The following is a 25787-nucleotide window of genomic DNA, read 5'->3' as shown; positions in this document are numbered from 1 at the left end:
CCTTACGCGGCATGGATGCCGCGTAAGAGCTTACAAGGACGTACTTGCAGCGTGTCCTGCGATGGTGGGCGGGCAAGGGCCTTGCAGCCAAGCCGCAGATCAGACGCTCCACAACCGCAACGCATCCACACCGTTCAATCACTTCTCTTCGGTTTTTGTCAGCCCAGCCTCAGTGCGCCGAGGCTGCCGGGCGCCGTGCTGCCGCGCGTTCTGCACGGCGTGCGCGCGCACGTGCGCGACGCGCCTTCCAGCGCTCGCTCAGGCAAGAGAAGATCACGTACAGCGCCGGCGTGCTGAGCAGGGTCAGGCTCTGCGAGAAGATCAGCCCGCCGATCATCGCGATGCCCAGCGGGCGGCGCAGTTCGGAGCCTTCGCCCAGGCCGACCGCCAGCGGCACTGCGGCCAGGATCGCCACCATGGTGGTCATCATGATCGGCCGGAAGCGCACGATCGAGGCCTCGCGTGCGGCCGCGCGCGCATCCATGCCGTGCACGCGCTGCGCCACCAACGCGAAGTCGATCATCATGATCGCGTTCTTTTTGACGATGCCGATCAGCAGCACCAGCGCGATCATCGAGATCACCGACAACTCGGTGTTGGTGAGGAACAGTGCCAGCAGCGCGCCGACGCCGGCGGCCGGCAGCGTGGACAGGATGGTCACCGGGTGGATCAGGCTCTCGTAGAGCATGCCCAGCACGATGTAGACCGTGAGCACCGCAGCCAGCAGCAGCACGCCCATCGAATTGGGGCTGAGCTGCACGTTGAAACTGTCGTCGCCGCTGAGACGAATGCCGTCGGGCATGCGCAGCCCGTCCACGGTGGACTTGATGATCAGATCCGCCTCGCCGGTGCTCACGCCCGGTGCGAGGTTGTAGCTCAGATCCATCGTGGTGTACTGGTTTTCGTGGATGATCTGCGGCGGCGCCAGGCCCGGCACCTGCGTGGCAACCGACGTAATCGGCACCATCAGGCCGGCACGGTTGGGCACGAACACCTGATCCAGCGCCTTGGGCGTGGCCGTCTGCGAGGGCAACGCATTGACCACCACGCTGTACTGGTTGAGATCCGAGTAGATGGTGGAAATGGAGCGCTGGCCGAACGCGCCATACAGCGCGCCATCGATCGCACCGACCGAGATGCCCAGCCGCGCGGCCTTGGCGCGGTCGATCACGATGTTCTGGCGCAAGCCCGAGGTGTCCACGTCGGTGCCGACATCGCGCAGCCGCGGATTCTTCTTCAACGCGGCCTGCAGCTTGGGCAGCCATTCCTGCAGCTGCGCCAGATCGTTGCCCTGCAGCGACACGCGGTATTGCGCGCCCTGGCTGGTACCGCCACCGCCATCGCTGGGCAGGTCCTGGATCGCGCGCAGGCGCAGATCCAGATCCGGGTAACGGTCGGCTTTGGCGCTCAGGCGTGCGACCACTTGAGCGGTGGTGTCGCGGCGGCCTTCATTGCGTTTTTTCAGTTCGATATTGAACGAGGCGCTGGAGCCCTGGCGGCCGGAGCCCAGCCGCGCGCCGACGGTCTTCACCGCCGGGTCGGCCATCAGCATGTCGGTGATGCGGCGCTGGCGGCTGACCATGTCGGCGAACGAGACCGTGGCGCTGGAATTGGCGCGGCCCCAGATCAGACCGGTGTCCTGCGCGGGGAACGAGCCCTTTTTGACTGCGCTGCCGAGAAAAATGGTGGCGGCAATCAACAGCAAGGGCGTCAGCGACAGCAGCAGCGCGTGGCGTAACGAGAAATCCAGCGCCACCGTGTACACCGCCAGCATGCGCTCATGCATACGGTCCAGCCAGGCACCGAAACGGCCGGGCTTTTCCGGCTCGGTATGCGCCGACAGAAAGCGGCTGCACAAGGCCGGCGTCAAGGTCAGCGACACCAGCATCGACACCACGATCGCTGCCACCAGGGTCACGGTGAATTCGCGGAAGAACGCCCCGACCATGCCGCTGGCAAACAGCATCGGAATGAACACCGCCACCAGCGAGGCGGTGATCGAGACGATGGTGAAGCCGATCTCGCGCGCACCGGCCAGTGCGGCGTCCAGACGCGGCATGCCTTCGTCCAGATGCCGCATGATGTTTTCGATCACCACGATCGCATCGTCGACCACAAAGCCAATCGCGATCACCAGCGCCAGCAGGCTGAGGTTGTTCAAGGTGAAGCCCAGCATGTACATCACCAGCGCCGAGCCGGCCAACGACAGCGGCACGGTGACTGCGGCAATCAAGGTCGGTGCCAGCCGGCGCAGGAACAGCGCCATGGTCAGGATCACCATCACCAAGCTGATCATCAGCGTGGCCTGCACCTCGTGCAGCGAGGCGCGGATGGTGGGTGTGCGGTCGAAATAGGGCGTGAGTTTGGTGCCGGGCTGCAGGTAGGCGCGCAGCCCGGGAATCTGCGCCTTCACCTGGTCCACGGTTTCGACGATGTTGGCGCCGGCGCGGGTGAAGGCATACATCACCACGGCGGGTTTGCCGTCGAACCAGGCCGCCTGATAGGCATCCTGCTGGCCGTCGTAGACGGTGGCCACATCGCCCAGCCGCACGATGCGCCCGTTGGACTGGGTGGAGATCGCCAGCTGTGCGAAATCGGCGGCCTTGGCGACCGAATCGTTGGCCACGATCGCCATGGTGGTGTTGCCGTCGGACAGAAATCCGGTCGGCGAGGTGACGTTGGCCGCACGCACCGCGTTGCGCAGATCGTCCGGGGTCAGCCCCAGCGCGTTGAGCGCGCGCAGATCCACATCCACGCGTACCGCCGGTGTGGAGGCGCCGGCAATATCGACCGAACTGATGCCGGTGATCTGGCGCAGCCGTTGCGCCAGCAGCGAGTCGGCGACGTTGTAGAGCTCATCGGCAGATTGGGTATCCGAGGTCAACGCGATGGCGATGACCGGGTCGTCGTTCGGGTTGGCTTTCGAATAGATCGGCGTGCCAAGCCCGGAGGGCAGGTCCGATTGCGAGGAGTTGATCGCGGTCTGCACGTCCTGTGCGGCCGAATCGATGTTGCGATTGCTCTGGAACACCAGCACCACCAGGCTGCTGCTCTCCGAACTGGAGGAGCGCATGCGGTCGATGCCGGGCAGCTGGCCCAGATGCCGTTCCAGCGGCGCAGTGACGGTGGAGGCCATGGTGCTGGCATCGGCGCCGGACTGCGTGGCGTGCACGAAGATCACCGGAATCTGGATGTTCGGCAATGCCGCCACGCCCAGCCGCAGATAGCACATCAATCCGATCACGAACAAACCGATCGCCAGCAACGAGGTGCCGATCGGGCGCTTGATGAAAGGGGCGGAGATGTTCATGGCTGTGGCGCCGGGAATCGGGAATCGGGAGTCGGGATTCGGCAAGCAGGGCCAAAGCCACGCCCGAATGCGCGTGCGGGCATGCGCCGCCGCAGGCCGGAAATCCGATCAGCCTTCGCTGCACCAGTCGTCATGCCGGGCGCTCCGACGTGGATGCCGGGTTCGCGCCGTCGCGGCGTGCGGCACGCCGTGCACGCCAATCGCGCACGCGCTCGCCGGCGCGTTCCATGTACAGATAGATCACCGGCGTGGTGTACAGCGTCACCAATTGCGACAACAGCAGGCCGCCGACGATGGCGATACCCAGCGGACGGCGCAGCTCCGAGCCGATGCCGGTGCCCAGGGCCAACGGCAAGGCGCCCAGCATGGCGGCGGCGGTGGTCATCATGATCGGGCGGAAACGCAGCAGGCAGGCGCGCCGGATCGCTTCATGCGCATTGGCGCCTTCGCGGCGTGCGTCGATGGCGAAGTCGATCATCATGATCGCGTTCTTCTTGACGATGCCGATCAGCAGCACGATGCCGACGATGCCGTCCACCGACAGGCTCAGCCCGCACATCATCAACGCCAGCAGCGCGCCAACACCGGCCGGCGGCAGCGTGGAGATGATCGTCAGCGGGTGGATGTAGCTCTCGTAGAGCACGCCCAGCACGATGTAGATCACCACGATCGAGGCCAGCAGCAGCCACACGATATCGGTCTGGCTGCCGGTGAATTCGGCCGCCTTGCCGACGAACTCGGCATGCACCTGGGTCGGAATCTTGAGGTCTTCGCGCGCTTGTTCGATCGCTTCCACCGCCTGCGACAGCGAGTGGCCCGGCGCCAGATTGAACGAGACCGTGACCGCCGGCAGCTGTTGTTGGTGGCTCACCACCAACGGCGTGTTGGTGACCTTGGCCTCGGCCAGTGCAGCCAGCGGAATGATGCTGCCGGCGCCGACCACGATGCCGGTGTTCTGCGCGCCCACGCCGGTGGCGGTGGACGAGTTGGACGAACTCACCTGGCCGAAGCTGGTCGCATTGGTGCCGGTCAACGCGCCGCTGCCATTGCTGGCCACCGCCAGCTGATTCATCAACGCGTTGCTGCTGCGGAATTCCGGCGCCACTTCCAGCACCACGCGGTACTGATTGAGCTCGGTGAAGATGGTGGAGATCTGGCGCTGGCCGAAGGCGTCGTACAGCGTGTCGTCGATGGTCTGCATCGGCACGCCGAGCATGCTGGCCTTGTCGCGGTCGATGGTCAGTTCCAGCGCACGCCCCTGGTTGGCCAGGTTGTTGTCCACGTCGGCCAGCTCGGGCAGCTTGCGCATCGCCTCGGTCATGCGTGCGGCCCAGGTGGCCAGCTCGGCGCTGTCCACATCCGACATCGAGTACTGGTATTCGGTGGCGGCTACGCGGGTGTCCAGGGTGACGTCCTGCACCGGCTTGAGGAACAGCGCCACGCCCGGAATGCCGGACACCGCTTTCTGCAGGCGCGGCAACACCTCATCCAGGCTGTCGCGGTCGCCGCGCGTCTTCAGCACGATCGAGAGCTGGCCCTGGTTGATGGTGGGATTCATCGAGCCGGCGCCGATGAAGGCGGCCACGCCGGTCACTGCCGGGTCTTTCTGCAGCGCCGCGGCCACCGCCTGGGTGCGCTGCTGCATCTGCGGGAAGGCCACGTTCTGGTCGGCCTGCACCACGCCGGTGATCAGGCCGGTGTCCTGCTCCGGCAGCAGGCCTTTGGGGATCGCGATGTACAGCACCACGGTCAGCGCCACCGCGCCGATCGCCACCGCCAAAGTCAGCGGCTGATGCGCCAGGACCCAGTCCAGGCTGCGCTCGTAGGTGCCCACCGTGCGCGTCCACAGGTTGGTCTTGCCGGCGGCAGCGGCGCGCTCGTGCGCATCTTCGCCCTCGGGCAAGGCGTCTGGCTTGAGCAGGTAGGCGCACATCATCGGCGTCAGCGTCAGCGACACCAGCATCGAGATCGTCACCGCAATCGACAGCACCCACGCAAACTCATGGAACAGGCGCCCGGTGACACCCGGCATCAGCAGCAGTGGCAGGAACACCGCCACCAGCGACACGGTCAGCGACAACACGGTGAAGCCGATCTGCTTGGCGCCGATCTCGGCCGCTTCCGGCCCGCTCTTGCCTTGTTCGATGTAGCGCACGATGTTTTCGATCATCACGATCGCATCGTCGACCACGAAACCGGTCGCCACCACCAGTGCCATCAGCGACAGGTTGTCCAGCGACATGCCCGCAAACGCCATCACCCCGAAGGTGCCGGCCAGCGACAGCGGCACCGCCACCGAGGGAATGATGGTGGCCCACAGCCGGCGCAGGAACACGAAGATCACCGCCACCACCAGGAAGATGGTCAGCACCAGGGTGAACTTCACTTCATGCACGGAGGCGCGGATGGTTTCGGTGCGGTCGGCGAAGACTTCCAGGTGCACATCGGCCGGCAATACCGACTGCAGCTGCGGCAGGATGCTGCGGATCTGCTCCACCGTCTGCACGATGTTGGCACCGGGCTGGCGGCGGATTTCCAGCAGCACCGCCGGTTTGCCATCGGCCCAGGCGGCGAGCTGATCGTTTTCCACGCCGTCGACCACGTTGGCCACATCGGCCAGCCGCACCGGGCGGCCATTGCTGTAGCTGATGATGGTTTCGCGGTACTGCGCCGCATCGGTGAGCTGGTCGTTGGTGCCGATGCTGTAGGACTGGGTCTTGCCGTTGAGCGAACCCTTCGGCGCACTGACATTGGTCTGGGTCAGCGCGCTGCGCAGCGACTCCATGGTCAGGCCCATGTTTGACAACTGCGCCGGGTTGACCTGGATGCGCACCGCAGGCCGCACGTTGCCGGCGATCGACACCAGGCCCACGCCCGGCACCTGCGACAGGCGCTGGGCCAGGATCGCGTCGGCGTAGCGGTTGACCTCGCGCAGCGGCAGCGAATCGGAGGTGAGCTTGAGCGTGAGGATGGCCGCGTCGGCCGGATTGACCCGGTTATAGACCGGCTGATACGGCAGCGACGAGGGCAGGGTGGCCTGGCGGATCGCCGCCTGCACGTCCTGCGCGGCGATGTCGATGTCGCGGTCCATCGAGAACTGCAAAATGATCGTGGACAGGCCTGCCGACGAATCGGAGGTCATCATCTGCAGCCCGGAGATCTGCCCGAGCTGGCGCTCCAGCGGTGTGGTGACCAGCGAGGCCATGGTGGTCGCGTTGGCGCCGGGGTACTGGGTGGAGACGACCAGGCTGGGGGCGTCGATTTCCGGTAGTGCGGAGACCGGCAGTTGCCGGTAGCCCAGGATGCCCAGCAGCAGGATGCCCGCCATCAACAACGAGGTGGCGATGGGACGGCGGATGAAGATGGTCGAAAAGCCCACGGGGGGAATCCTTGCTGAAGACGTCAATCGGTGCCGGCGCGCAATGCGCCGACGCGCACCGGCGACGGAAATCCCGTCGCCGGTGGTCGCGAATTAGCGCGGGCCGCCGCCGCCGCGTCGGCCGCCGGCGCCGCCGCGTTCCTGCTTGTCCTGCACGGCCTTGAGTTCGGCCTCGGTCGGCTCGGGTGGGGTTTCGCCCGGCTTGAGCGCGCTGACCTTGCTGCCCGGCTTGAGCCGGAACTGGCCCTCGGTCACCACCCGCTCGCCCTGCTTGAGCCCCTTGGTGATCTGCACGTGGCTGTCGTCCACCTCCACGCCCTGCACCACGGTGCGCATCTGCGCGGTGTTGTCGCTGCCCACCACGTACACGTAATCGCCGTCCGGGCCGCGCTGCACCGCCTGAGTCGGCACCACGGTGCCACCGGAGATGGTGCGCAACTGCAGGCGCACGTTGACGAACTGGCCCGGCCACAACGCGTTGTCGGCGTTGTCGAAGATCGCGCGTGCGCCGAAGGTGCCGCTGTCGGCGGCGATGCGGTTGTCGATGACATCCAGCTTGCCGTCGCCGCTGATGATGTGCGCATCGCCGCGATCCAGCGCCGCCACGCCCAGCGCGGCGGCCGCCTGACCGCTGCGCACCGCCTGCAGCTCGCGCTCGGGCAGGTTGAAGGACACGTAGATCGGGCGGATCTGGGTCAGGGTGACGATGGTGGAGGTGCTGCTGACGATATTGCCCACGTCCACACCGCGGATGCCGGCAATGCCGTCGATCGGCGCCAGGATGCGGGTGAACTGCAACTGCACCTGGGCCGCGCGCATCTGCGCATCGTTGGCCGACACCGCTGCCTCGTACTGCGCCACCTGGTTGCGCTGGGTGTCCAGATCGGTGCGCGAGACATACTGCTTGTAGGCCGGATCGTTGGAGCGCTGGTAGTTGACCCGCGCGGTGGCCAGCAGCGCCTGGTTCTGGCGCTTGGCCGCCAGCGACTGGTCATAGCTGGCCTGCAGGCTGCGTGGATCGATCTGCGCCAGCAGCTGGCCCTTCTTCACTTCCTGGCCCTCCTGGAAATTCAGGCTCATCAGCTGGCCGCCGACCTGCGGGCTGACCGTGACCGTGTTGAGCGCGGTGACCGTGCCTAACGCGCTGGCGTAGACCGGCACGTCCTGGGTGGTGGCGGCCACCACCGTGACCGGCACCGGGCCGTGGTCTTCGCTGCCGCTGCCGTCCGGCGCGCCTGCGCGCTTGCCGTGATTGCCCCCACCGAACATGCGCATTGCAACGAACACCACGACAAGCACCGCTACGACCAGCAGTGTGATCTTCCAAAAACGCGACATGCGACAACTCCTGAGGGCGGGCCGGGCGCTGATGCGACCGTGGGGCAGCTGTGCGAAGCATATCGTTGCGCCCAAGCAATTGAGCGTTACTGAAGTAACGGCTCGCCAAGCGAAACGGCCACGACGTTCACAGATGCAGTACAGCGGCAACGCACCACGGTCGCCACGGTTGACCGGCGGGCTGAATCGGGCACCACCGCAGCCCGCCAGCTGCGCGGGTGCACTACATTAAGCAACCATCTTTAGAGGATTCTCGATGCGCCACTCCCGCCTGCTGACCAGCGCGCTGTTGCTCGCCCTGCCCACGCTCGCCGCCGCCCAGGCTGCGCCCCGGCCCGAAGTGCAGGCCGCCGCCGCGCCGTTGCAGACCAAGCTGGTGCAGTGGCGCCGCGACTTCCATCAGCATCCGGAACTGTCCAACCGCGAGGAGCGCACTGCCGCCACGGTGGCCGCGCAGCTGCGCAAGCTCGGCCTCAAGCCGCGCACCGGCATCGCCCATCACGGCGTGGTGGCCATCATCAAGGGCGGCAAGCCAGGTCCCAAGATCGCCTTGCGTGCGGATATGGACGCCCTACCGGTGAAAGAGCAGACCGGGCTGCCGTTCGCCTCCAAGGTCACCGCCGAGTACCGCGGCGAGCAGGTCGGGGTGATGCACGCCTGCGGCCACGACGCGCATACTTCGATCCTGCTTGGCGTGGCCGAAGCGCTGGTCGGCATGCGCGACCAGTTGCCCGGCGAAGTGATGCTGATCTTTCAGCCCTCCGAAGAAGGCGCACCCGGCAACGAAGAAGGCGGCGCCTCGCTGATGCTGAAGGAAGGCCTGTTTGCCGACTTCAAGCCGCAGGCGGTGTTCGGCCTGCATGTGTTCTCCAGCGTGCAGGCCGGCAAGATCGCGGTGCGTAGCGGCCCGCTGATGGCCGCCTCGGATCGGTTCGCGATCAAGATGATCGGCCGCCAGACGCATGGCTCGGCACCATGGAACGGCATCGACCCGATCGTGGCCAGTGCCGACATGATCGGCGCCGCGCAGACCGTGATCAGCCGCCGCGCCAACCTGTCCAAGCAGCCGGCGGTGCTGAGCTTCGGCGCGATCAAGGGCGGCATCCGCTACAACATCATCCCTGACGACGTGGAAATGGTCGGCACCATCCGCACCTTCGACGAAGCCATGCGCCAGCAGATCTTCGCCGACCTCAAGACCGTGGCCGAGCACACCGCCGCCGCCCACGGGGCCACCGTCGAGGCACAGGTGCCGGACCAGCCCGGCAACCCGGCCACGATCAACGATCCGGCCCTGACGGCCAAAATGCTGCCCAGCCTGCAGGCTGTGGTGGGCGCCGACAACGTCTACGAGCCGCCGCTGCAGATGGGCGCGGAAGACTTCTCGTTCTATGCGCAGCAGGTACCGTCGATGTTCTTCTTCGTCGGCTCCACCGCCAAGGGCATCGACCCGGCGACCGCGCCCAGCAATCATTCGCCGCAGTTCCTGCTCGACGAGTCGTCGCTGGATGTGGGTTTGCGCGCGCTGTTGCAGGTGTCGCTGGATTATCTGCATCAGGGTGAGGCTGGCTGAATCGGGATTCGTGATTGGGGATTAGGGATTCGTGTGCAACTGCACGATTCCCGCTGTCCGTTGGCGGTGTGGGCGGCGGGCTGTGTGAAGCCCGCTGCTTCTGTTTGCCCAGGCGGTCGCTCCGGCGGCTGCCATACACCTCACGGCCAGCCCGCTCGCCCTAAAATGGCGGCATGAATACCCCAGAAGATTCCTCCCTCGGTCGTGAGGTCGCTTACCCCAGCGGCTACGATCCGTCGCTGTTGTTTCCGATTCCGCGCGCGGCCGGGCGCGAGGCGATCGGCCTGACCGGCGCGCTGCCCTTTATCGGCCGCGATCGCTGGCACGCCTATGAACTCGGCTGGCTCGATGCACAAGGCAAACCCTGCGTGGCCACCGCCACCTTGCATGTGCCCAGCGATTCGCCGTCGTTGATCGAATCCAAGTCGCTCAAGCTGTATCTCAATTCGCTTAACGCCACCCGCTTCAACAGTGCCGAAGCGGTGCGCACGCGCATTGCCTCCGACCTGTCCACGCGCGCCGGTGCCGATGTGGCGGTGGAATTCGGTCTGCCGCCGATCGATGCGGTGGGCGAGGGCGAATCGATCGACGCGCTGGATGTCAGCATCGACGACTACGGCCCGCCCAACGCAGCGTATCTCTCATCGCACGCACAACCAATCGTGGAAGAAGTGCTGACCTCGGCCTTGCTCAAGTCCAATTGCCCGGTCACCGGTCAACCGGATTGGGCCAGCGTCACGCTGCGCTATCGCGGCGCGCCGATCGACCGCGAAGGCCTGTTGCGCTATCTGGTGAGTTTTCGCGACCACGCCGAATTTCATGAGCAATGCGTGGAGCGCATCTTCCATGACGTGCTGATCCGCTGCGCGCCCGAGTGGTTGGTGGTGGAGGCGCGTTATACCCGTCGTGGCGGGCTGGACATCAACCCATTGCGCAGTTCGCCCAGCGTGCCGACACCGCTGTCGATTTTCCGCGACCTGCGGCAGTAGCCGGCCGTGTTGGAGGATCGCGCCAGCTTCACGGCGGCGCGATCCACGCTTAACGGCGCTCCGCGCACCCTGCAGTCATCGTGATGCACGAAGGATGGCAGCAATGAGTGTCGACAAGAAAGCAGATTTTTCCAACGTAACCTCCTCGGTCGACAGCACCGCCGATGTCACGCCAGCGCCGGATTTTTCCAACGTTCGCAGCAGCGTGCAGAGCACGGCGCAGATCGTCGAAGAGACGGTGACCGTGCAGGCAGGCGACAGCCTATCCAGTATTGCCAAACGCCATTATGGCGACGGCACTCTGTGGCCGCGCATTTTCGAGGCCAATCGCGAGACGCTCAAGGATCCGGACAAGATTTTTCCGGGGCAGGTGTTGCATTTACCACCAAAGGCATAAGCGCACGCCTGGTTAGCCAATCGCTGGCTTGGTGATCTGTTGCACTCAACGCATTCTTCAAGAAACCCCATTCGTTTATCCGGAGATTCATCCATGCGTACCAAATCCGTTTCAAGCACGCTCGCCATTGCTCTTGTCGGCGTGCTCGCACTATCAGGTTGCAAGAAAGAAGAAGATGCCAGTGTGTCGAAGGATCCCACCTCCGGTGCGGCCACCGAAGCGATGCCTGGCCCGGCGGGCACGCCGGCCGCAAGTGATCAGGCTGGCCAGAGCACCGCCACCGGCGCCGCCAGTACCGACGGTTCCGCCGCAACTGGTGCGGCAGTGACGGTGTCCAGCGTCGCGGTCGGCACCACTGCTGCCGCAGACAAGACGGTGACCCCGTCGGCCACTATCGGCAGCAAAGACACCATTATCGTCTCGGTGAAAACCGATGGCAGCGCGAGCAACGTGCCGGTTTCGGCCAAGCTCACCTATCAGGACGGCCAGGTCGCTGGTGAGCAGAACGCCACCTTGACCACCACAGGCGCAGAAACCACCAACCTCAGCTTCAGCAAGCCCGATGGCTGGCCGGCTGGCACCTACACCGCGCAGGTGATGGTGGATGGCAAGCCGGCGGGTAATCCGCAGACCATTACCGTCAAATAAGCCAAGCGCGAGTAAGCATGCTGCATGTAGGCGCGCATGTTGGCGGAGCAGGGCGGTAACACGCTGGCCCTTCAACTTGTTGGGCCAACAGTGCGAGCACTTCGTCGCTGTTCTTCCAGCAAGCCATCTAGCGGTAAGCCATCAGGGCGCGATCACACGATCGCGCCCTTTTTGCTGCGCCATCTTGTGACGCGACACATTCGTTACAGCTGCATCCATGTCGATTGGCCGGGTCACGGGATGGAGCATCCGCCTGTGGTCGCTTTACCCGGGCGCGGCTCAGACGCGACAATGCCGTGCTGATCCATCGCCGCGTTCCACGCGCTGGCCGATCGGCGTGCCACCAGCGACCCCCGTCGCGCACGCCAACGCCATTGCCATGGACACCGGCGCTCCTCCCGACCACAAGAGCCATCGCACCTCATGTCGAAGACACCGAAGATCCTCTACACGCTCACCGACGAAGCACCGTATCTGGCCACGCAGTCGCTGCTGCCGATCATCGCTGCCTACACCGATACCGCCGGCATCGTGGTCGAAACCCGCGATATCTCGCTGGCCGGCCGCATTCTGTCGCTGTTCCCCGAGCACCTGACCGACGCGCAGAAGATCGCCGACGACCTCGGTGAGCTGGGCGCGCTGGCCACCACGCCGGAAGCCAACATCATCAAGCTGCCCAACATCAGCGCCTCGGTGCCGCAGCTCAAGGCCGCGATCGCCGAACTGCAGGGCCAGGGCTATGCGCTGCCGGCGTATCCGGACACGCCCAAGGACGATGCCGAAAAGAACATCAAGGCGCGCTACGACAAGGTCAAGGGCAGCGCGGTCAACCCGGTGCTGCGCGAAGGCAACTCCGATCGCCGCGCACCGCTGTCGGTGAAGAATTACGCACGCAAGCATCCGCACCGCATGGGCAAGTGGAGCAGCGACTCCAAGTCGCATGTCTCGCACATGGACGACGGCGACTTCTTCGGCAGCGAGCAGTCCACCACGGTGGCAGCTGCCGGCGCGCTGAAGATCGAATTCGTCGGCAACGATGGCACCAGCAGCGTGCTGAAGGAAAAAGTGGCGGTCAAGGCCGGCGAAATCGTCGATGCCGCCGTGTTGAGCAAACGCGCACTGGCCAGCTTCATCGATGTCCAGATCGCCGATGCCAAGGCGAAGGATGTGCTGTTCTCGGTGCATCTGAAAGCCACCATGATGAAGGTCTCCGACCCGGTGCTGTTCGGTGTGGTGGTCGGCGAGTTCTACAAGGACACGCTGAGCAAGCATGCCGATGCGCTTGCATCGGTCGGCTTCGATCCCAACAACGGCATTGGCGATCTGTACGCACGTATCGCCACGCTGCCGGAAGCGCAACAGGCGCAGATCAAGGCCGATATCCAGGCCGAATACGCGCAGCGTCCGGCCCTGGCGATGGTCAATTCCGACAAGGGCATCACCAACCTGCATGTGCCCAGTGATGTGATCGTCGATGCATCGATGCCGGCGATGATTCGCGATTCGGGTCAGATGTGGAACGCCGAAGGCAAGCTGCAGGACACCAAGGCGGTGATCCCGGATCGCTGCTACGCCGATGTCTACCAGGCGGTGATCGACAATTGCAAAGCGCACGGCGCGTTCGATCCGTCCACCATGGGCTCGGTGCCCAACGTCGGCCTGATGGCGCAGAAAGCCGAGGAATACGGCTCGCACGACAAGACCTTCCAGCTTCCTGCCGCCGGCACCGTCAAGGTCACCGACGACACCGGCACCACCGTCTTCGAACACGCGGTGGAAGCCGGCGATTTGTGGCGCATGTGCCAGGTCAAGGACGCACCGATCCAGGACTGGGTGAAGCTGGCGGTCGAGCGCGCCCGTCTGAGCGATACCCCGGCCGTGTTCTGGCTGGACAAGGCGCGCGCGCACGACGCGCAGGTGATCGCCAAGGTCGAAACCTATCTGAAGGATCACGACACCAGCGGGCTGGATATCCGCATCCTGCCGCCGGTGGAAGCGACCACCTTCTCGCTGGAGCGCATCCGCAAGGGCCAGGACACCATCTCGGTCACCGGCAACGTGCTGCGCGATTACCTCACCGACCTGTTCCCGATCCTGGAGCTGGGCACCAGCGCCAAGATGCTCTCGATCGTGCCGCTGATGGCCGGTGGCGGCCTGTTCGAAACCGGCGCCGGTGGCTCGGCGCCCAAGCACGTGCAGCAGTTCGTCGAACAGAACAGCCTGCGCTGGGATTCGCTGGGCGAGTTCCTGGCCCTGGCCGCCTCGCTGGAGCATCTGGGCAACCGCTACGACAACCCGTCGGCCACGGTGCTGGCCAAGGCGCTGGATGTGGCCAACGGCCAGTTCCTGGACAACAACAAATCGCCGGCACGCAAGGTCGGTGAACTCGACAACCGCGGCAGCCACTTCTATCTGGCGATGTACTGGGCGCAGGCCCTGGCCGCACAGACCGAAGACACCGCGCTGCAGGCCAAGTTCGCGCCGCTGGCCAAGGCCCTGACCGAGAACGAAGCCACCATCGTGGCCGAGCTCAACGGCGCGCAGGGCAAGCCGGTGGATATCGGCGGCTACTACCACCCGGACCTGGCCAAGGTCAGCGAGGCGATGCGCCCGAGCAAGACCTTCAACGACGTCTTGGCGACGCTGAAGGCCTGATCCAGCGCACCGCGTATCGGTGCGCTCAGCAAGTGCGACATCCAGGGCCCGTCTCGTTCAGAGGCGGGCCTTGTCGTTTCAGCGCAATGGAGACAGCGCAACCGTCATGCATCCGGCCTTGCCGCCGCTTTGCAGTGGATTGCCCACGGCTGGGTGTTGCCCGGTGTGGCCTTGGCTGACGAGAGTTCTTGGCAACGTGCGCTGCCTTGCCAGGATCAGCAGGGCCGGCGCGCGCACCGCGTGGTGCGGCAGGTTGACGCGTGATGCAGGTGTTTGCCCGCTTATTACGTGCTCGATCGCCCGCACTGGCTGCGCGCTGTCGCAAGTGGTGAGTACACTGCCACCATGAGCCCTGTTCCGTTACCGCCGCAGTCCGAGCGTCGCGCGCTGGCGATCGGCCGCGCCGTGTATGAAGCCTTCGAGGATTACCACGCGCGCTTTGCGCAGATCACCGCACGCGCCAAACAGCGCTTCGAGACACGTGACTGGAACGGCGCGCGCGAGGATGCGGTGGCGCGTATTGCGCTCTACGACCAGTACATCAGCGAATGCATGCTGCGGCTGCGTGCGGTGTTGCTGGGGCAGGCGCACGACCGCGTGTTGTGGATGCGCGCACGCGAGCATTACGCCGCGCTGCTGACCGGGTTGATCGATCAGGAGCTGTACAAGACCTTCTACAACACCCTGACCCGGCGTTACTTCGGCACCCATGGTGTGGATGCGGAGATCGAATTCATCGCGCTGGATATCGAGCCGACCGATGCGATCACGCTGCCGGTTGCGCGGCATACCTACGCGGTCTCGCCCGGCCGGCTGACCGACATGCTGGTGCGCGTGCTTGGCGATTATGCGTTCGATGCGGCGTACCTGCACCGCACCCGTTGCGCGGCGGCAATTGCAGTGCGGCTGCAGGACGATCTTGCGCACTGGGGCGAGCATCCTGTGCGCAGTGTGGAACTGCTGGAAACGGTGTTCTACCGCGAACGTCGCGCCTATCTGATCGGGCGTGTGTTCGGCGAACATCGCTTTTCTCCCTGTGTGATCGCACTGGTCAACGATGGTGCCGGCCTGCGTGCCGAAGCGGTGCTGACCCGGCGCAGTGATGTCGCGCAATTGTTCAGTAACTCACGCAGTTATTTCCAGGCAGATCTATCCACCGTCGGTGATGCAGTGGTGTTTCTGCGCAGCCTGCTGACGCACAAGCCCATCGACGAGTTGTACACGATGCTGGGGCGTGCCAAGCAGGGCAAGACCGAACGCTATCGCACGTTTTTCAGCCATTTTCAGGCGCATCCTGCCGAGCAGTTGGTGCATGCCGATGGCACGCCCGGCATGGTCATGGTGGTGTTTACGCTGCCCAGTTATCCGCTGGTGTTCAAGCTGATCCGCGACCGCTTTGCGTATCCAAAAACCATGAGCCGCGCGCAGGTGGAAGGCAAATACGAACTGGTGTTCCAGCTCGACCGCATCGGCCGCCTGCTCGACGCGCAGCCGTACCGCTTTCTGCGCTTTCCCAAGGCGCGTTTTTCGCCGGCGTTGCTGGAAGAACTGCAGACCAGCTGTGCGATGAGTCTGAGCGAAGATGGCGCCGATGTGTTGATCGCGCTGTGCTACGTGCAGCGCCGGCTGCGCCCGCTCAATCTGTACCTGCGCGAACAACTGCCCGAGGCCGCGCATGCCGCAGCGCTGGACTACGGGCAGGCGATCAAGGACATGGCGCGCAACAACATCTTTCCCGGCGACATGCTGCTGAAAAACTTCGGCATCACCCGCCATCAACGTGCGGTGTTCTACGACTACGACGAGCTGTGCCTGATCACCGAATGCACGTTCCGCGATTGGCCAACGCCCACCAGTTACGAAGAACAAATGTCCGCCGAGCCCTGGTTTCATGTCGGCCCGCGCGATGTGTTTCCCGAGCGTTTTGCGCTGTTTATGGGCTTGCCGGCGTCGCAGCTGGAAGCGGTCAAGCACACGCATCCGGAACTGTTCGAGCCGCAATGGTGGCGCGATCTGCAAGCGCGACTGCGCGAAGATGATTATCCGGACACCCCGCCGTATGCGGACTCGCGAAAACTGGCCTGACGATTTACGCGTATGCACCAAGGCTGCTACAACGAAGATTCAATCACGATGGAGCGCGGTCATGCAGTGGAAGCAACGCTTGGGCCTGGGGATTTTGTTGGCAATGGCGAGTATCAACGGCGTGCAGGCACGTCCCAGTGCCGCGCAGGTGCAGGCGCAGATGGAGGCCAGCATGAATGTCGCGGGCGAATTGACGCTGACTCCGGACGGCACTGTCACGGCGGTCAAGCTCACCGACGAAGCAAGCTTGCAGCCAGTGGTCCGCGACCGCGTCAAGCAGTCGATCGCCTCCTGGCGCTTCGACCCTGTTAAAGACGATGGAAGCGCATTGCCCGCGCAACTATCGATGAATCTGCTGCTGGTCGCCAAGCCGGGCGATAACGACACGTATGCGGTATCGATTCGCAGCGCGCATTTCGGCAGCCAGGAGCAAGGTGCAGCCAGCGTCGCTGCCAAGGACATGTTGCCACCGGCCTACCCTGAGCATGCGTTTCGCGAAGGTGCGACAGGGGTGGTCTATCTGCTGCTCAAGATCGGCCGCGATGGCAAGGTCGAGGATCTGGTCGCAGAGCAGGTCAACCTGACCACGCTGGCGCCGGAATCCAAGCGCCCGCGCTGGCGCAAGGCGTTTGCCGATGCCGCAATCGCCAAGGCGCGACGCTGGACATTTGTGCCGCCCACGCAAGGTGCCGAGGCCGACGCGCCGTACTGGGTCATGCGGGTTCCGGTCACCTTCGCCATCGAAACCTGGCCAGGCAATCTGACCGCTGCAAAGCAAGCCAAAAAGTGGCAATCCTATTTGCCGGGCCCGCGTCAGCCGGCGCCCTGGCACGAACAGCGCGGTGCGTCAGCATCGACCGACAGTCCGGATGCGCTACCTGGAAGTGGATTGTTCTCGGCACGCGGAGTAGGTGTGCGCCTGGTGACACCGCTGCAAGGAAGTTAAGCGCAACGCCAACATCAGAGCGGCTAGCAAACTACTTCATGCCGGTCTATTGCGGAGAAGACGATCTGGGCCTTCGCTGCGGGGCGGATTATCTGATGCTTGGCGGCAGGGCGGCAGATCTGCGATTTGGCTGCAGGGCCCTTGCCCACCCACCATCGCAGGACACGCCGCAAGTACGTCCATGTAGGCTCTTACGCGGCATCCATGCCGCGTAAGGTCCCGCGACGGTGGGCTGGCAAGGACCAGTTGAGATGGTCGGTGCGCATGGTTTTCAACAAAGTAGTCAGCTAACTTTCTGGTGCGGTGTCCTTACCGATTGCGGGACCGTGTGGCGGCATGGATGCCGCCACCGAGCCTCCACGGACGGATTCACGGCGTGTCCCGCGAGCGGTGAGGGCACCGCGCACTCGACCAACCAGGCTTGTGACTGCAAGCAATCGCGCACTCACAAAAAAGCCCCGCAATGCGGGGCTTTTTCTTATCGAACGGGACCGTGTGGCGGCATGGATGCCGCCACCGAGCCTCCAGGGACGGATTCACGGCGTGTCCCGCGAGCGGTGAGGGCACCGCGCACTCGACCAACCAGGCTTGTGGCTGCAGGCAATCACGCACCCACAAAAAAGCCCCGCAATGCGGGGCTTTTTCTTATCGAGAATGCCGACCGAAATCAGCGCTTCATCGAACTGAAGAACTCGTCGTTGGACTTGGTAGTCTTCATCTTGTCCAGCAGGAATTCCATCGCCGCGATCTCGTCCATCGGGTGCAGCAGCTTGCGCAGAATCCAGATCTTCTGCAGCAGCTCCGGCTCGATCAACAGATCTTCGCGACGCGTACCCGAACGGTTGATGTCGATCGCCGGGTAGACGCGCTTTTCGGTGATGCGACGATTCAAATGCACTTCGCTATTGCCGGTGCCCTTGAATTCTTCGTAGATCACCTCGTCCATCTTGCTGCCGGTCTCGACCAGCGCCGTGGCGATGATGGTCAGCGAACCGCCTTCTTCCACATTACGGGCCGCACCGAAGAAGCGCTTCGGGCGATGCAACGCGTTGGCGTCCACACCACCGGTGAGCACCTTGCCGGAGCTGGGCACCACGTTGTTGTAGGCGCGTGCCAGACGAGTGATCGAGTCGAGCAGGATCACCACGTCCTTCTTGTGCTCGACCAGGCGCTTGGCCCGCTCGATCACCATTTCGGCAACTTGCACATGACGCGCAGCCGGCTCGTCGAACGTCGAGGAGATAACCTCGCCGCGCACGGTGCGCTGCATTTCGGTCACTTCTTCCGGGCGCTCGTCGATCAGCAACACGATCATGTGCACTTCGGGATGATTGCTGGTGATGGCCGTGGCCACCTGCTGCATCATCATTGTCTTACCGGCCTTGGGCGGGGAGACGATCAGCGCACGCTGACCCTTACCCTGCGGCGCCATCAGATCCAGGATGCGGCCGGTGATGTCCTCGGTGGACCCATCGCCACGTTCCAGACGGAAACGCCGGCGCGGGAACAGCGGAGTCAGGTTCTCGAACAGCACCTTGTTCTTGCTGGCTTCCAGCGGCTCGCCATTGATGGTGTCGACGATCGACAGCGCGAAATAACGCTCGCCGTCCTTCGGGAAGCGGATGCGGCCGGACAGGTGATCGCCGGTGCGCAGGTTGAAGCGGCGGATCTGGCTGGGCGAAATATACGTATCGTCCGGGCCGGCCAGGTAGCTGGCTTCGGCGGCACGCAGGAAACCGAAGCCGTCGGGCAGGATTTCCAGCACGCCGTCGGCGGCAACGCCTTCGCCGTGGCGGGTCAGCACCTTGAGCAGGGCGAAGATCACGTCCTGCTTGCGGGCGCGCGCCACGCCTTCCTGGATGTTGAGCTGATCGGCGATATCCAGCAGCTTCTGCGCCGGCATGCGCTTGAGATCGCTCAGTGAATACACCGGGAAGCCATCCGGCACGGCCGGGTGCGGACGCGCGATAAACGGCTCGTTGCTGCCATCGGACGAGGGCATGCCGCCACCGGTTTCGTTACCGAACCGATCGCGCGGCCCACGGTCACGGCGGTTGCGGAACCGGTCACGGCGATTGCCCTGCTGGTTCTGCCCCTGGCCCTGCTGATTCTGGCCGGCGTTCTGACCTTGGTCCTGACCTTGACCTTGGCCTTGATTTTGCGGCTGGCCCTGCACCTGAGCCTGACCCTGGTTCTGGCCTTGACCCCGGCCTTGCGCCTGATTCTGGTTCTGCTGGTTCTGCGCCTGGTTGAAGCGCTGCTGCTGCGACTGGCCACCCTCGCGGGATTCGCCATGGTTGTCGCCGCCCTGGTTGCCTTGGTTGCCCTGACTGGCGCTGGGGGCATTACCGGCATATCCGCCATCGCTGGACGTCTGCGCCGGTGCCGAATCGGCAGCGTGCGACGGTGCCTGCGGAGCGCGCGGAACATCGGGTGCGGGGCTGGCGGGCAAGGGCAGGTTGGGCTGCTGTGCGCCACCGTCGTCATTGGCAACGGCGGTCTTGCTCACGCGCGGCTTGCGCACGCGTTTCTCGACGGGAGCGTCGACGCTCCCGGTATCGGAAGAAGGATGATCGGACAAGTGTTTGATTCCTCGCTAAGAGTGCGAGCGCCCGGCTGGGGGGCGAACTATGGTGATGGGAGTCTAGAGAGACGTTCTAGAGGGGTACGGCGGCGCACGAACGTGCTCCGGATCAACTGACACTATCACCGCTGCGCGCAACCGCGCAAGCGTCTGCCGGGGCAGGATTTAACTGCTGGCGCAACATCGGGGGCGCCCATCGCTGGGACGCCCGCTCGCTCAGGCGGCCGCGCCGCCCAGGGTCTTGTCGATCATCTGGGTGAGTTGGCCCTTGCCAACCGCCCCGATCTGGGTTGCCTGCACCTGCCCGTCCTTGAACAGCAGCAGCATGGGGATCGACCGCACGTGGTACTTGATGGCCAAAGCGCGGTTCTGGTCCACATTGACCTTGGCAACCTTCAGTCTGCCCTGGTATGTATCGGCCAGATCGTCCAGTACCGGGGCGATCATCTTGCACGGGCCACACCATTCGGCCCAGAAATCCACCAGGACCGGTTCGCCGGATTGCAGTACAGCTGTATCGAAGTCGGCATCGCCGACATGTTGAACCTTATCGCTCACGTTGGGTCTCCTGGAAACCAAAACGGCCCGCCCGAACGGGCAGGCCGCTACATTGCGTTAAACTGGGGCATTGCGCGACTGAATCAAGTGTCAGTCCTGAAGCCGCGCTGTCCGCCACAACAGCCGCAGTTTGCGACGCTGTCGGCATCGATGCAAGCCGCGCCCGGGCTGCCCAGGGCGCCTCACGAAGACGGAATAATGAGCGACAAACCGCTGACCGATTTGACTTTTTCCACGTTCGACCTGCATCCGGCGCTGATCGCCGGGCTGGAGAGCGCCGGGTTCACCCGCTGTACCCCGATCCAGGCGCTGACCCTGCCGGTCGCGCTGCCAGGCGGCGATGTCGCCGGCCAGGCCCAGACCGGCACCGGCAAGACCCTGGCGTTCCTGGTGACGGTGGTGAACCGCCTGCTGAACCGCCCGGCGCTGGCCGACCGCAAGCCGGAAGACCCGCGCGCGCTGATCCTGGCCCCGACCCGCGAGCTGGCGATCCAGATCCACAAGGACGCGGTCAAGTTCGGCGCCGACCTGGGCCTGCGCTTTGCGCTGGTCTACGGCGGGGTGGACTACGACAAGCAGCGCGAGCTGCTGCAGCAGGGCGTGGACGTGATCATCGCCACCCCGGGCCGGCTGATCGACTACGTCAAGCAGCACAAGGTGGTCTCGCTGCACGCCTGCGAGATCTGCGTGCTGGACGAAGCCGACCGCATGTTCGATCTGGGCTTCATCAAGGACATCCGCTTCCTGCTGCGGCGCATGCCCGAGCGCGGCACCCGCCAGACCCTGCTGTTCTCGGCCACGCTCAGCCACCGCGTGCTCGAGCTCGCCTACGAGCACATGAACGAGCCGGAAAAGCTGGTCGTCGAAACCGAGACCATCACCGCCGCACGCGTGCGCCAGCGCATCTATTTCCCCTCCGACGAAGAGAAGCAGACGCTGCTGCTCGGCTTGCTATCGCGTAGCGAAGGCGCGCGCACCATGGTGTTCGTCAACACCAAGGCGTTCGTCGAGCGGGTGGCGCGCACGCTGGAGCGTCATGGCTACCGGGTCGGCGTGTTGTCCGGCGATGTGCCGCAGAAGAAGCGCGAGTCGTTGCTCAACCGCTTCCAGAAGGGCCAGCTCGAAATCCTGGTCGCCACCGATGTGGCCGCGCGCGGCCTGCACATCGACGGCGTCAAGTACGTCTACAACTACGACCTGCCGTTCGATGCGGAAGACTACGTGCACCGCATCGGCCGTACCGCGCGTCTGGGCGAAGAAGGCGATGCGATCAGCTTCGCCTGCGAGCGCTATGCGATGAGCCTGCCGGACATCGAGGCCTACATCGCGCAGAAGATCCCGGTCGAGCCGGTGACCTCCGAACTGCTGATCCCGTTGCCGCGTACCGCACGCGTGCCGGTGGAAGGCGAAGAGGTCGACGACGACGCCGGCGACAGCGTGGGCACGATCTTCCGCGAGGCGCGCGAACAGCGTGCTGCCGAAGAGCAGCGTCGTGGCGGTGGCCGCAGCGGCCCGGGTGGCGCCTCGCGCAGCGGCAGCAGCAGTGGTGGCGGCCGGCGTGATGGCGGCAGTGCCGATGCCAAGCCGCGTCCGCGCCGCAAGCCGCGTGTCGAAGGCGACGTTGCCGCCGAGACCGCAACCGTTGCCGCAGCCTCGGAAGCGCCTGTGGTCGCCGCAGCGACGACCGAAGCGCCGTCGACCGGCGTTGCCGATGCCGAGCGCGCACCGCGCAAGCGTCGCCGTCGTCGCAACGGTCGTCCGGTCGAAGGTGCCGAGCCAGCCGTGGCGTCCACACCGGTTGCTGCGCCGGCCGCACCGCGCAAGCCGACCCAGGTGGTCGCAAAGCCGGTGCGCAGTGCGACCAAGCCGTCGGGCAGCCCGTCGCTGCTGAGTCGTATCGGCCGCAGATTGCGTTCGCTGGTCTCCGGCAACTGATCTATTGCCGCTGCAATCGCATCGCCGGGCTTCGGCGATGCGACGCAAGCGCTGGCGCTCCGGCATAATCGCTGGATGACCGTTCTGCGTTTCGACAACGTCAGCAAGCACTACGCCGGTGGCCACCAGGCGCTGACCGATGTCAGCTTCGAAGTGGCCGATGGCGAGATGCTGTTCGTGACCGGCCACTCCGGCGCCGGCAAAAGTACCTTGCTCAAATTGATCCACCTCAGCGAGCGCCCGAGCCAGGGCGCGGTGCTGCTGGGTGAGCGCAACCTGCTCAAGGTGCGCGGCCGGCACATCCCGCTGCATCGTCGCCAGGTGGGTGCGGTCTATCAGGACCATCGCCTGCTGACCGACCGCAGCATCGCCGAGAACGTGGCATTGCCATTGATCCTGCGTGGCACCCGCCGCGCCGAGATCGGCAAGCGTGTGCGTTCGGCGCTGGAGCGGATTGGGTTGGCCCATCGCGAAAAGGCCTTGCCGTCGCAGTTGTCGGCCGGCGAGCAGCAGCGCGTGGGCATCGCCCGTGCCATTGTTGGCGAGCCGCGCCTGCTGGTGGCCGATGAGCCCACCGGCAATCTCGACCCGGCGCTGGCCGCCGAAATCATGCAGTTGTTCGCCGAGTTGCCGGCGCGCGGCACCAGCGTGCTGGTGGTCAGCCACGATCTGGCCCTGCTCAAGCAGATGCGCAAGCGCGTGCTGATCCTGGATCACGGCCGGCTGGTCGACGACATCTCGCCGCAGGATCTGGCCGAATGAGCAAGCCCGCCAATACCGAAGCCGCCGCACCCTCGCGGTTCGGCGTGTGGATCGACCACCATCTGCACAGCATCGCCTTCAGCCTGGGCCGCGCGATGCGCAAGCCGTGGGCCACCTTGCTGACCATCGTGGTGATGGCGCTGGCACTGGCCTTGCCGCTGGGGCTGTCGATCGCGCTGGACAACGTCAAGCTGCTGGCCGGCAGCGTGCAGCAATCGCGCGAGATCAATCTGTTTCTGAAGGTCGATATCGGCGCCGATGCCGCACAGGCGCTGGCCGGCGAATTGCGTGCGCGCCCCGACGTCGCCCAGGTCACCCTGCGCACGCCCGCACAGGGACTGACCGAGCTGCGCGAAAGCGCCAAGCTCAATGAGGCGATCGATGCGCTTGGCGACAACCCGCTCCCCACGCTGTTGATCGTCACCCCGACCGATGCGGCCGACGATGCGCAACTGGCCGGCGCGCTGCAAGCCTTGCCGCAGACCGACCAGGTGCAGCACGACGCGCTATGGCGCAAACGCCTGGATGGCTGGCTGCGCTTTGGCGAGCGTCTGGTGCAGGTGCTCTCGGCACTGCTCGGCGTCGGCGCGGTGCTGGTGGTCGGCAACACGGTGCGGCTGGATATTCAATCGCGGCGCGAGGAAATCGGCGTGTTGCAGTTGCTGGGCGCCAGCGATGGCTTCATCCGGCGCCCGTTTCTGTATCTGGGTGCGTGGTACGGGCTGGGTGCCGGCGCGGTGGCGCTCGCGCTGATCGCCGCCTCCGGGCTGGCCTTGCAGGCACCGTTGGCGACATTGGCCGACAGCTATGGCAGTTCTTTTACCCTGCACGGGCTCGATCTGCTGCATTCTGCGATGGTGCTGGTCGGCACCCTGGTCCTTGGTTGGCTGGGCGCCTGGCTGGTGACCGGCCATTTCCTTCGCCAGACCCGTCCCACCGAGACCTGAGGCCTGCCATGCATCCACCAGATCTCAAACACCTGATCAGCGACGCGCCGCGCGTGATGGTGGTCGATGGCTCGAAGCTGGTGCGCAAGCTGATTGCCGACGTGCTGACCCGCGACCTGCCGAATGTGCAGGTGATCGGCTGCTCCAGCATTGCCGAGGCGCGTCAGGCGCTGGAAGCCGGCACGGTGGATCTGGTCACCACCTCGCTGTCGCTGCCCGATGGCGATGGCCTGACCCTGGCGCGCAGCGTGCGCGAAGCGGCCGGCCAGGCCTACGTGCCGGTGATCGTGGTCTCCGGCGATGCGCAGCAGCATCTGGTGGAGCGCCGCTTCACCGAATACGTCACCGATTATTTCGACAAGGCACTGGGCCACGAAGCCCTGGCGACCTTCATCCGCGGCTACGTGCAGCCCGAGCCGATCGTCGGCGCGACCGTGCTGTACATCGAAGACAGCCGCGTGGTGGCGGAGGCGACCAAGCGCATGCTCGAGCGCCAGAGCCTGAAGGTCATCCATGTGCTCACCGCCGAAGACGCCTTCGCACTGCTCACCGCCGAATCGCTGGGCCGCACCGAGCGCCGCATCGACGTGGTGCTGACCGATGTGACCCTGAAAGGCGAGCTCAACGGCCGCGACGTGGTCGAGCGCATCCGCATCGATTTCGCCTACGGCAAGCGCCGCCTGCCGGTGCTGGTGATGACCGGCGACACCAACCCGCGCAACCAGTCCGAACTGCTACGCGCCGGCGCCAACGATCTGGTGCAAAAACCCATTGAAGAGCGGCTGCTGGTGACCAAGGTGTTGTTCCAGCTGCGCCTGGCACGGCTTGAGGATCAGGCTGTCACGCTATGACTGAAATGTTAGATGTGGCCGAAGTAGAAGCACGTATCCAGCTGGAACCGTCGTGGAAGGCGCGCGTGGGCGATTGGTTGCTGCGCCCGGAAATGCAGGAACTGTCCGCCTTCCTACGTCAGCGCAAGGCGGCTGGCGCGCGGGTGTTTCCACCCGGCCCGCAGATCTTTGCCGCTTTCGATGCCACCCCGTTCGAGCAGGTCAAGGTGGTGATCCTGGGCCAGGACCCGTATCACGGCGAAGGCCAGGCGCATGGGCTGTGCTTTTCGGTGTTGCCCGGCGTGCCGGTGCCGCCGTCGCTGCTCAACATCTACAAAGAGATTCAGGACGACCTGGGCATCGCACGACCGGACCACGGCTATCTGATGCCGTGGGCGCGCCAGGGCGTGCTGCTGCTCAATGCTGTGCTGACGGTGGAGCAGGGGCGTGCCGGCGCGCACCAGAACAAGGGCTGGGAAGGCTTTACCGATCACGTTGTGGAAACGCTCAACCGCGAGCGCGAAGGCCTGGTGTTCCTGCTGTGGGGCAGTTACGCGCAGTCCAAGGGCAAGGTCATCGACCAGGCGCGCCATCGCGTGTTCAAGGCCCCGCATCCCTCGCCGTTGTCGGCGCACCGCGGCTTTCTGGGCTGCCAGCACTTCTCCAAGACCAACGACCATCTGCAGCGGCGCGGGCTCGGCCCGATCGACTGGTCGCTACCACCGCGTGACGCGCTCGACACCACGCCCGCCCGCGGCTGAACGGGTCGGGCGGCACCGCATTTCGCATTGGTTTTGTCACGGTCTTCGCAGCGTGGCGGTGATAACTTACTCGTCGATTCGTGAAGTTGG

17 protein-coding genes are annotated in these 25787 nt (G+C 64.9%); 12 read left to right on the top strand and 5 right to left on the bottom strand.

The annotated features are described in order from the left end of the window. Positions 1–169: 169 nt before the first annotated feature. The 3 genes from FFY45_RS02875 to FFY45_RS02865 form a co-directional block, all read right to left on the bottom strand. A complete protein-coding gene (locus FFY45_RS02875; RefSeq protein WP_176339366.1) occupies positions 170–3310 on the bottom strand; it encodes an efflux RND transporter permease subunit in 3141 nt (1046 codons plus the stop codon). Between the two features lie 130 nt (positions 3311–3440). Then, positions 3441–6689: an efflux RND transporter permease subunit gene (locus FFY45_RS02870; RefSeq protein WP_176339365.1), complete on the bottom strand. Its 3249-nt coding sequence runs from the start codon at positions 6687–6689 to the stop codon at positions 3441–3443. A 93-nt stretch (positions 6690–6782) separates the two neighbouring features. After that, positions 6783–8027 (bottom strand): efflux RND transporter periplasmic adaptor subunit, encoded by a 1245-nt coding sequence (locus tag FFY45_RS02865; protein WP_176339364.1) that lies wholly within the window; start codon positions 8025–8027, stop codon positions 6783–6785. A 256-nt stretch (positions 8028–8283) separates the two neighbouring features. On the opposite strand from FFY45_RS02865, the gene FFY45_RS02860 reads away from it, so the two are divergent. The 7 genes from FFY45_RS02860 to FFY45_RS02830 all read left to right on the top strand — a co-directional run bounded on the left by FFY45_RS02860 (position 8284) and on the right by FFY45_RS02830 (position 17320). Beyond that, entirely contained in the window at positions 8284–9600 is a 1317-nt protein-coding gene (locus FFY45_RS02860) for a M20 family metallopeptidase (protein ID WP_176339363.1), read from the top strand. A gap of 173 nt (positions 9601–9773) precedes the next feature. After that, complete coding sequence (queF, locus tag FFY45_RS02855) at positions 9774–10589, top strand: NADPH-dependent 7-cyano-7-deazaguanine reductase QueF (RefSeq protein ID WP_176339362.1); 816 nt, start codon at positions 9774–9776, stop codon at positions 10587–10589. A gap of 103 nt (positions 10590–10692) precedes the next feature. Next, positions 10693–10986 (top strand): LysM peptidoglycan-binding domain-containing protein, encoded by a 294-nt coding sequence (locus FFY45_RS02850; protein ID WP_176339361.1) that lies wholly within the window; start codon positions 10693–10695, stop codon positions 10984–10986. A gap of 93 nt (positions 10987–11079) precedes the next feature. Continuing rightward, a complete protein-coding gene (locus FFY45_RS02845) occupies positions 11080–11634 on the top strand; it encodes a hypothetical protein (protein ID WP_176339360.1) in 555 nt (184 codons plus the stop codon). 423 nt (positions 11635–12057) lie between these two features. Beyond that, positions 12058–14289, top strand: a complete 2232-nt coding sequence (locus FFY45_RS02840) for an NADP-dependent isocitrate dehydrogenase (RefSeq protein WP_176339359.1) — start codon at positions 12058–12060, stop codon at positions 14287–14289. A 345-nt stretch (positions 14290–14634) separates the two neighbouring features. Further along, positions 14635–16374, top strand: coding sequence for a bifunctional isocitrate dehydrogenase kinase/phosphatase (aceK, locus tag FFY45_RS02835; protein ID WP_176339358.1), 1740 nt, complete (start codon positions 14635–14637; stop codon positions 16372–16374). A 61-nt stretch (positions 16375–16435) separates the two neighbouring features. Next, positions 16436–17320, top strand: coding sequence for an energy transducer TonB (locus FFY45_RS02830; RefSeq protein ID WP_176339357.1), 885 nt, complete (start codon positions 16436–16438; stop codon positions 17318–17320). 667 nt (positions 17321–17987) lie between these two features. Here FFY45_RS02830 and rho read toward each other — a convergent pair. Beyond that, positions 17988–19901, bottom strand: a complete 1914-nt coding sequence (gene rho, locus FFY45_RS02825; RefSeq protein WP_176339356.1) for a transcription termination factor Rho — start codon at positions 19899–19901, stop codon at positions 17988–17990. Between the two features lie 219 nt (positions 19902–20120). Continuing rightward, entirely contained in the window at positions 20121–20462 is a 342-nt protein-coding gene (gene trxA, locus FFY45_RS02820) for a thioredoxin TrxA (RefSeq protein WP_005923050.1), read from the bottom strand. A gap of 198 nt (positions 20463–20660) precedes the next feature. Between trxA and rhlB the strand changes: the two genes are divergently transcribed. From rhlB to ung, 5 genes are all read left to right on the top strand, one after another. After that, positions 20661–22397 (top strand): ATP-dependent RNA helicase RhlB, encoded by a 1737-nt coding sequence (gene rhlB, locus FFY45_RS02815; RefSeq protein ID WP_176339355.1) that lies wholly within the window; start codon positions 20661–20663, stop codon positions 22395–22397. Positions 22398–22472: 75 nt separating this feature from the next. Beyond that, complete coding sequence (gene ftsE, locus FFY45_RS02810) at positions 22473–23159, top strand: cell division ATP-binding protein FtsE (protein WP_023905405.1); 687 nt, start codon at positions 22473–22475, stop codon at positions 23157–23159. Further along, positions 23156–24106 (top strand): permease-like cell division protein FtsX, encoded by a 951-nt coding sequence (ftsX, locus tag FFY45_RS02805; RefSeq protein ID WP_006453138.1) that lies wholly within the window; start codon positions 23156–23158, stop codon positions 24104–24106. Before ftsE ends, ftsX begins: the two co-directional genes overlap by 4 nt. An 8-nt stretch (positions 24107–24114) precedes the next feature. Then, on the top strand, positions 24115–24957 hold the full coding sequence (locus FFY45_RS02800) for a response regulator (RefSeq protein WP_006453139.1): 843 nt from the start codon (positions 24115–24117) through the stop codon (positions 24955–24957). A 14-nt stretch (positions 24958–24971) separates the two neighbouring features. Further along, positions 24972–25697 carry a uracil-DNA glycosylase gene (gene ung / locus FFY45_RS02795; RefSeq protein WP_176339389.1) on the top strand — a complete coding sequence of 242 codons (726 nt, stop codon included), beginning with the start codon at positions 24972–24974 and terminating at the stop codon, positions 25695–25697. Positions 25698–25787: the final 90 nt, after the last annotated feature.

The organism is Xanthomonas hortorum, assembly GCF_011305375.1.
Lineage (GTDB): Bacteria > Pseudomonadota > Gammaproteobacteria > Xanthomonadales > Xanthomonadaceae > Xanthomonas > Xanthomonas hortorum_E.
This window is presented reverse-complemented; position numbering and strand designations above follow the sequence as displayed.

Coding starts and splice junctions, on each gene's coding strand:
- FFY45_RS02850 (WP_176339361.1), top strand. CDS start 10,693: ATGAGTGTCGACAAGAAAGCAGATTTTTCCAACGTAACCTCCTCGGTC.
- queF (WP_176339362.1), top strand. CDS start 9,774: ATGAATACCCCAGAAGATTCCTCCCTCGGTCGTGAGGTCGCTTACCCC.
- FFY45_RS02860 (WP_176339363.1), top strand. CDS start 8,284: ATGCGCCACTCCCGCCTGCTGACCAGCGCGCTGTTGCTCGCCCTGCCC.
- aceK (WP_176339358.1), top strand. CDS start 14,635: ATGAGCCCTGTTCCGTTACCGCCGCAGTCCGAGCGTCGCGCGCTGGCG.
- FFY45_RS02840 (WP_176339359.1), top strand. CDS start 12,058: ATGTCGAAGACACCGAAGATCCTCTACACGCTCACCGACGAAGCACCG.
- FFY45_RS02875 (WP_176339366.1), bottom strand. CDS start 3,310: ATGAACATCTCCGCCCCTTTCATCAAGCGCCCGATCGGCACCTCGTTG.
- FFY45_RS02845 (WP_176339360.1), top strand. CDS start 11,080: ATGCGTACCAAATCCGTTTCAAGCACGCTCGCCATTGCTCTTGTCGGC.
- FFY45_RS02865 (WP_176339364.1), bottom strand. CDS start 8,027: ATGTCGCGTTTTTGGAAGATCACACTGCTGGTCGTAGCGGTGCTTGTC.
- ftsX (WP_006453138.1), top strand. CDS start 23,156: ATGAGCAAGCCCGCCAATACCGAAGCCGCCGCACCCTCGCGGTTCGGC.
- FFY45_RS02830 (WP_176339357.1), top strand. CDS start 16,436: ATGCAGTGGAAGCAACGCTTGGGCCTGGGGATTTTGTTGGCAATGGCG.
- ftsE (WP_023905405.1), top strand. CDS start 22,473: ATGACCGTTCTGCGTTTCGACAACGTCAGCAAGCACTACGCCGGTGGC.
- FFY45_RS02800 (WP_006453139.1), top strand. CDS start 24,115: ATGCATCCACCAGATCTCAAACACCTGATCAGCGACGCGCCGCGCGTG.
- rhlB (WP_176339355.1), top strand. CDS start 20,661: ATGAGCGACAAACCGCTGACCGATTTGACTTTTTCCACGTTCGACCTG.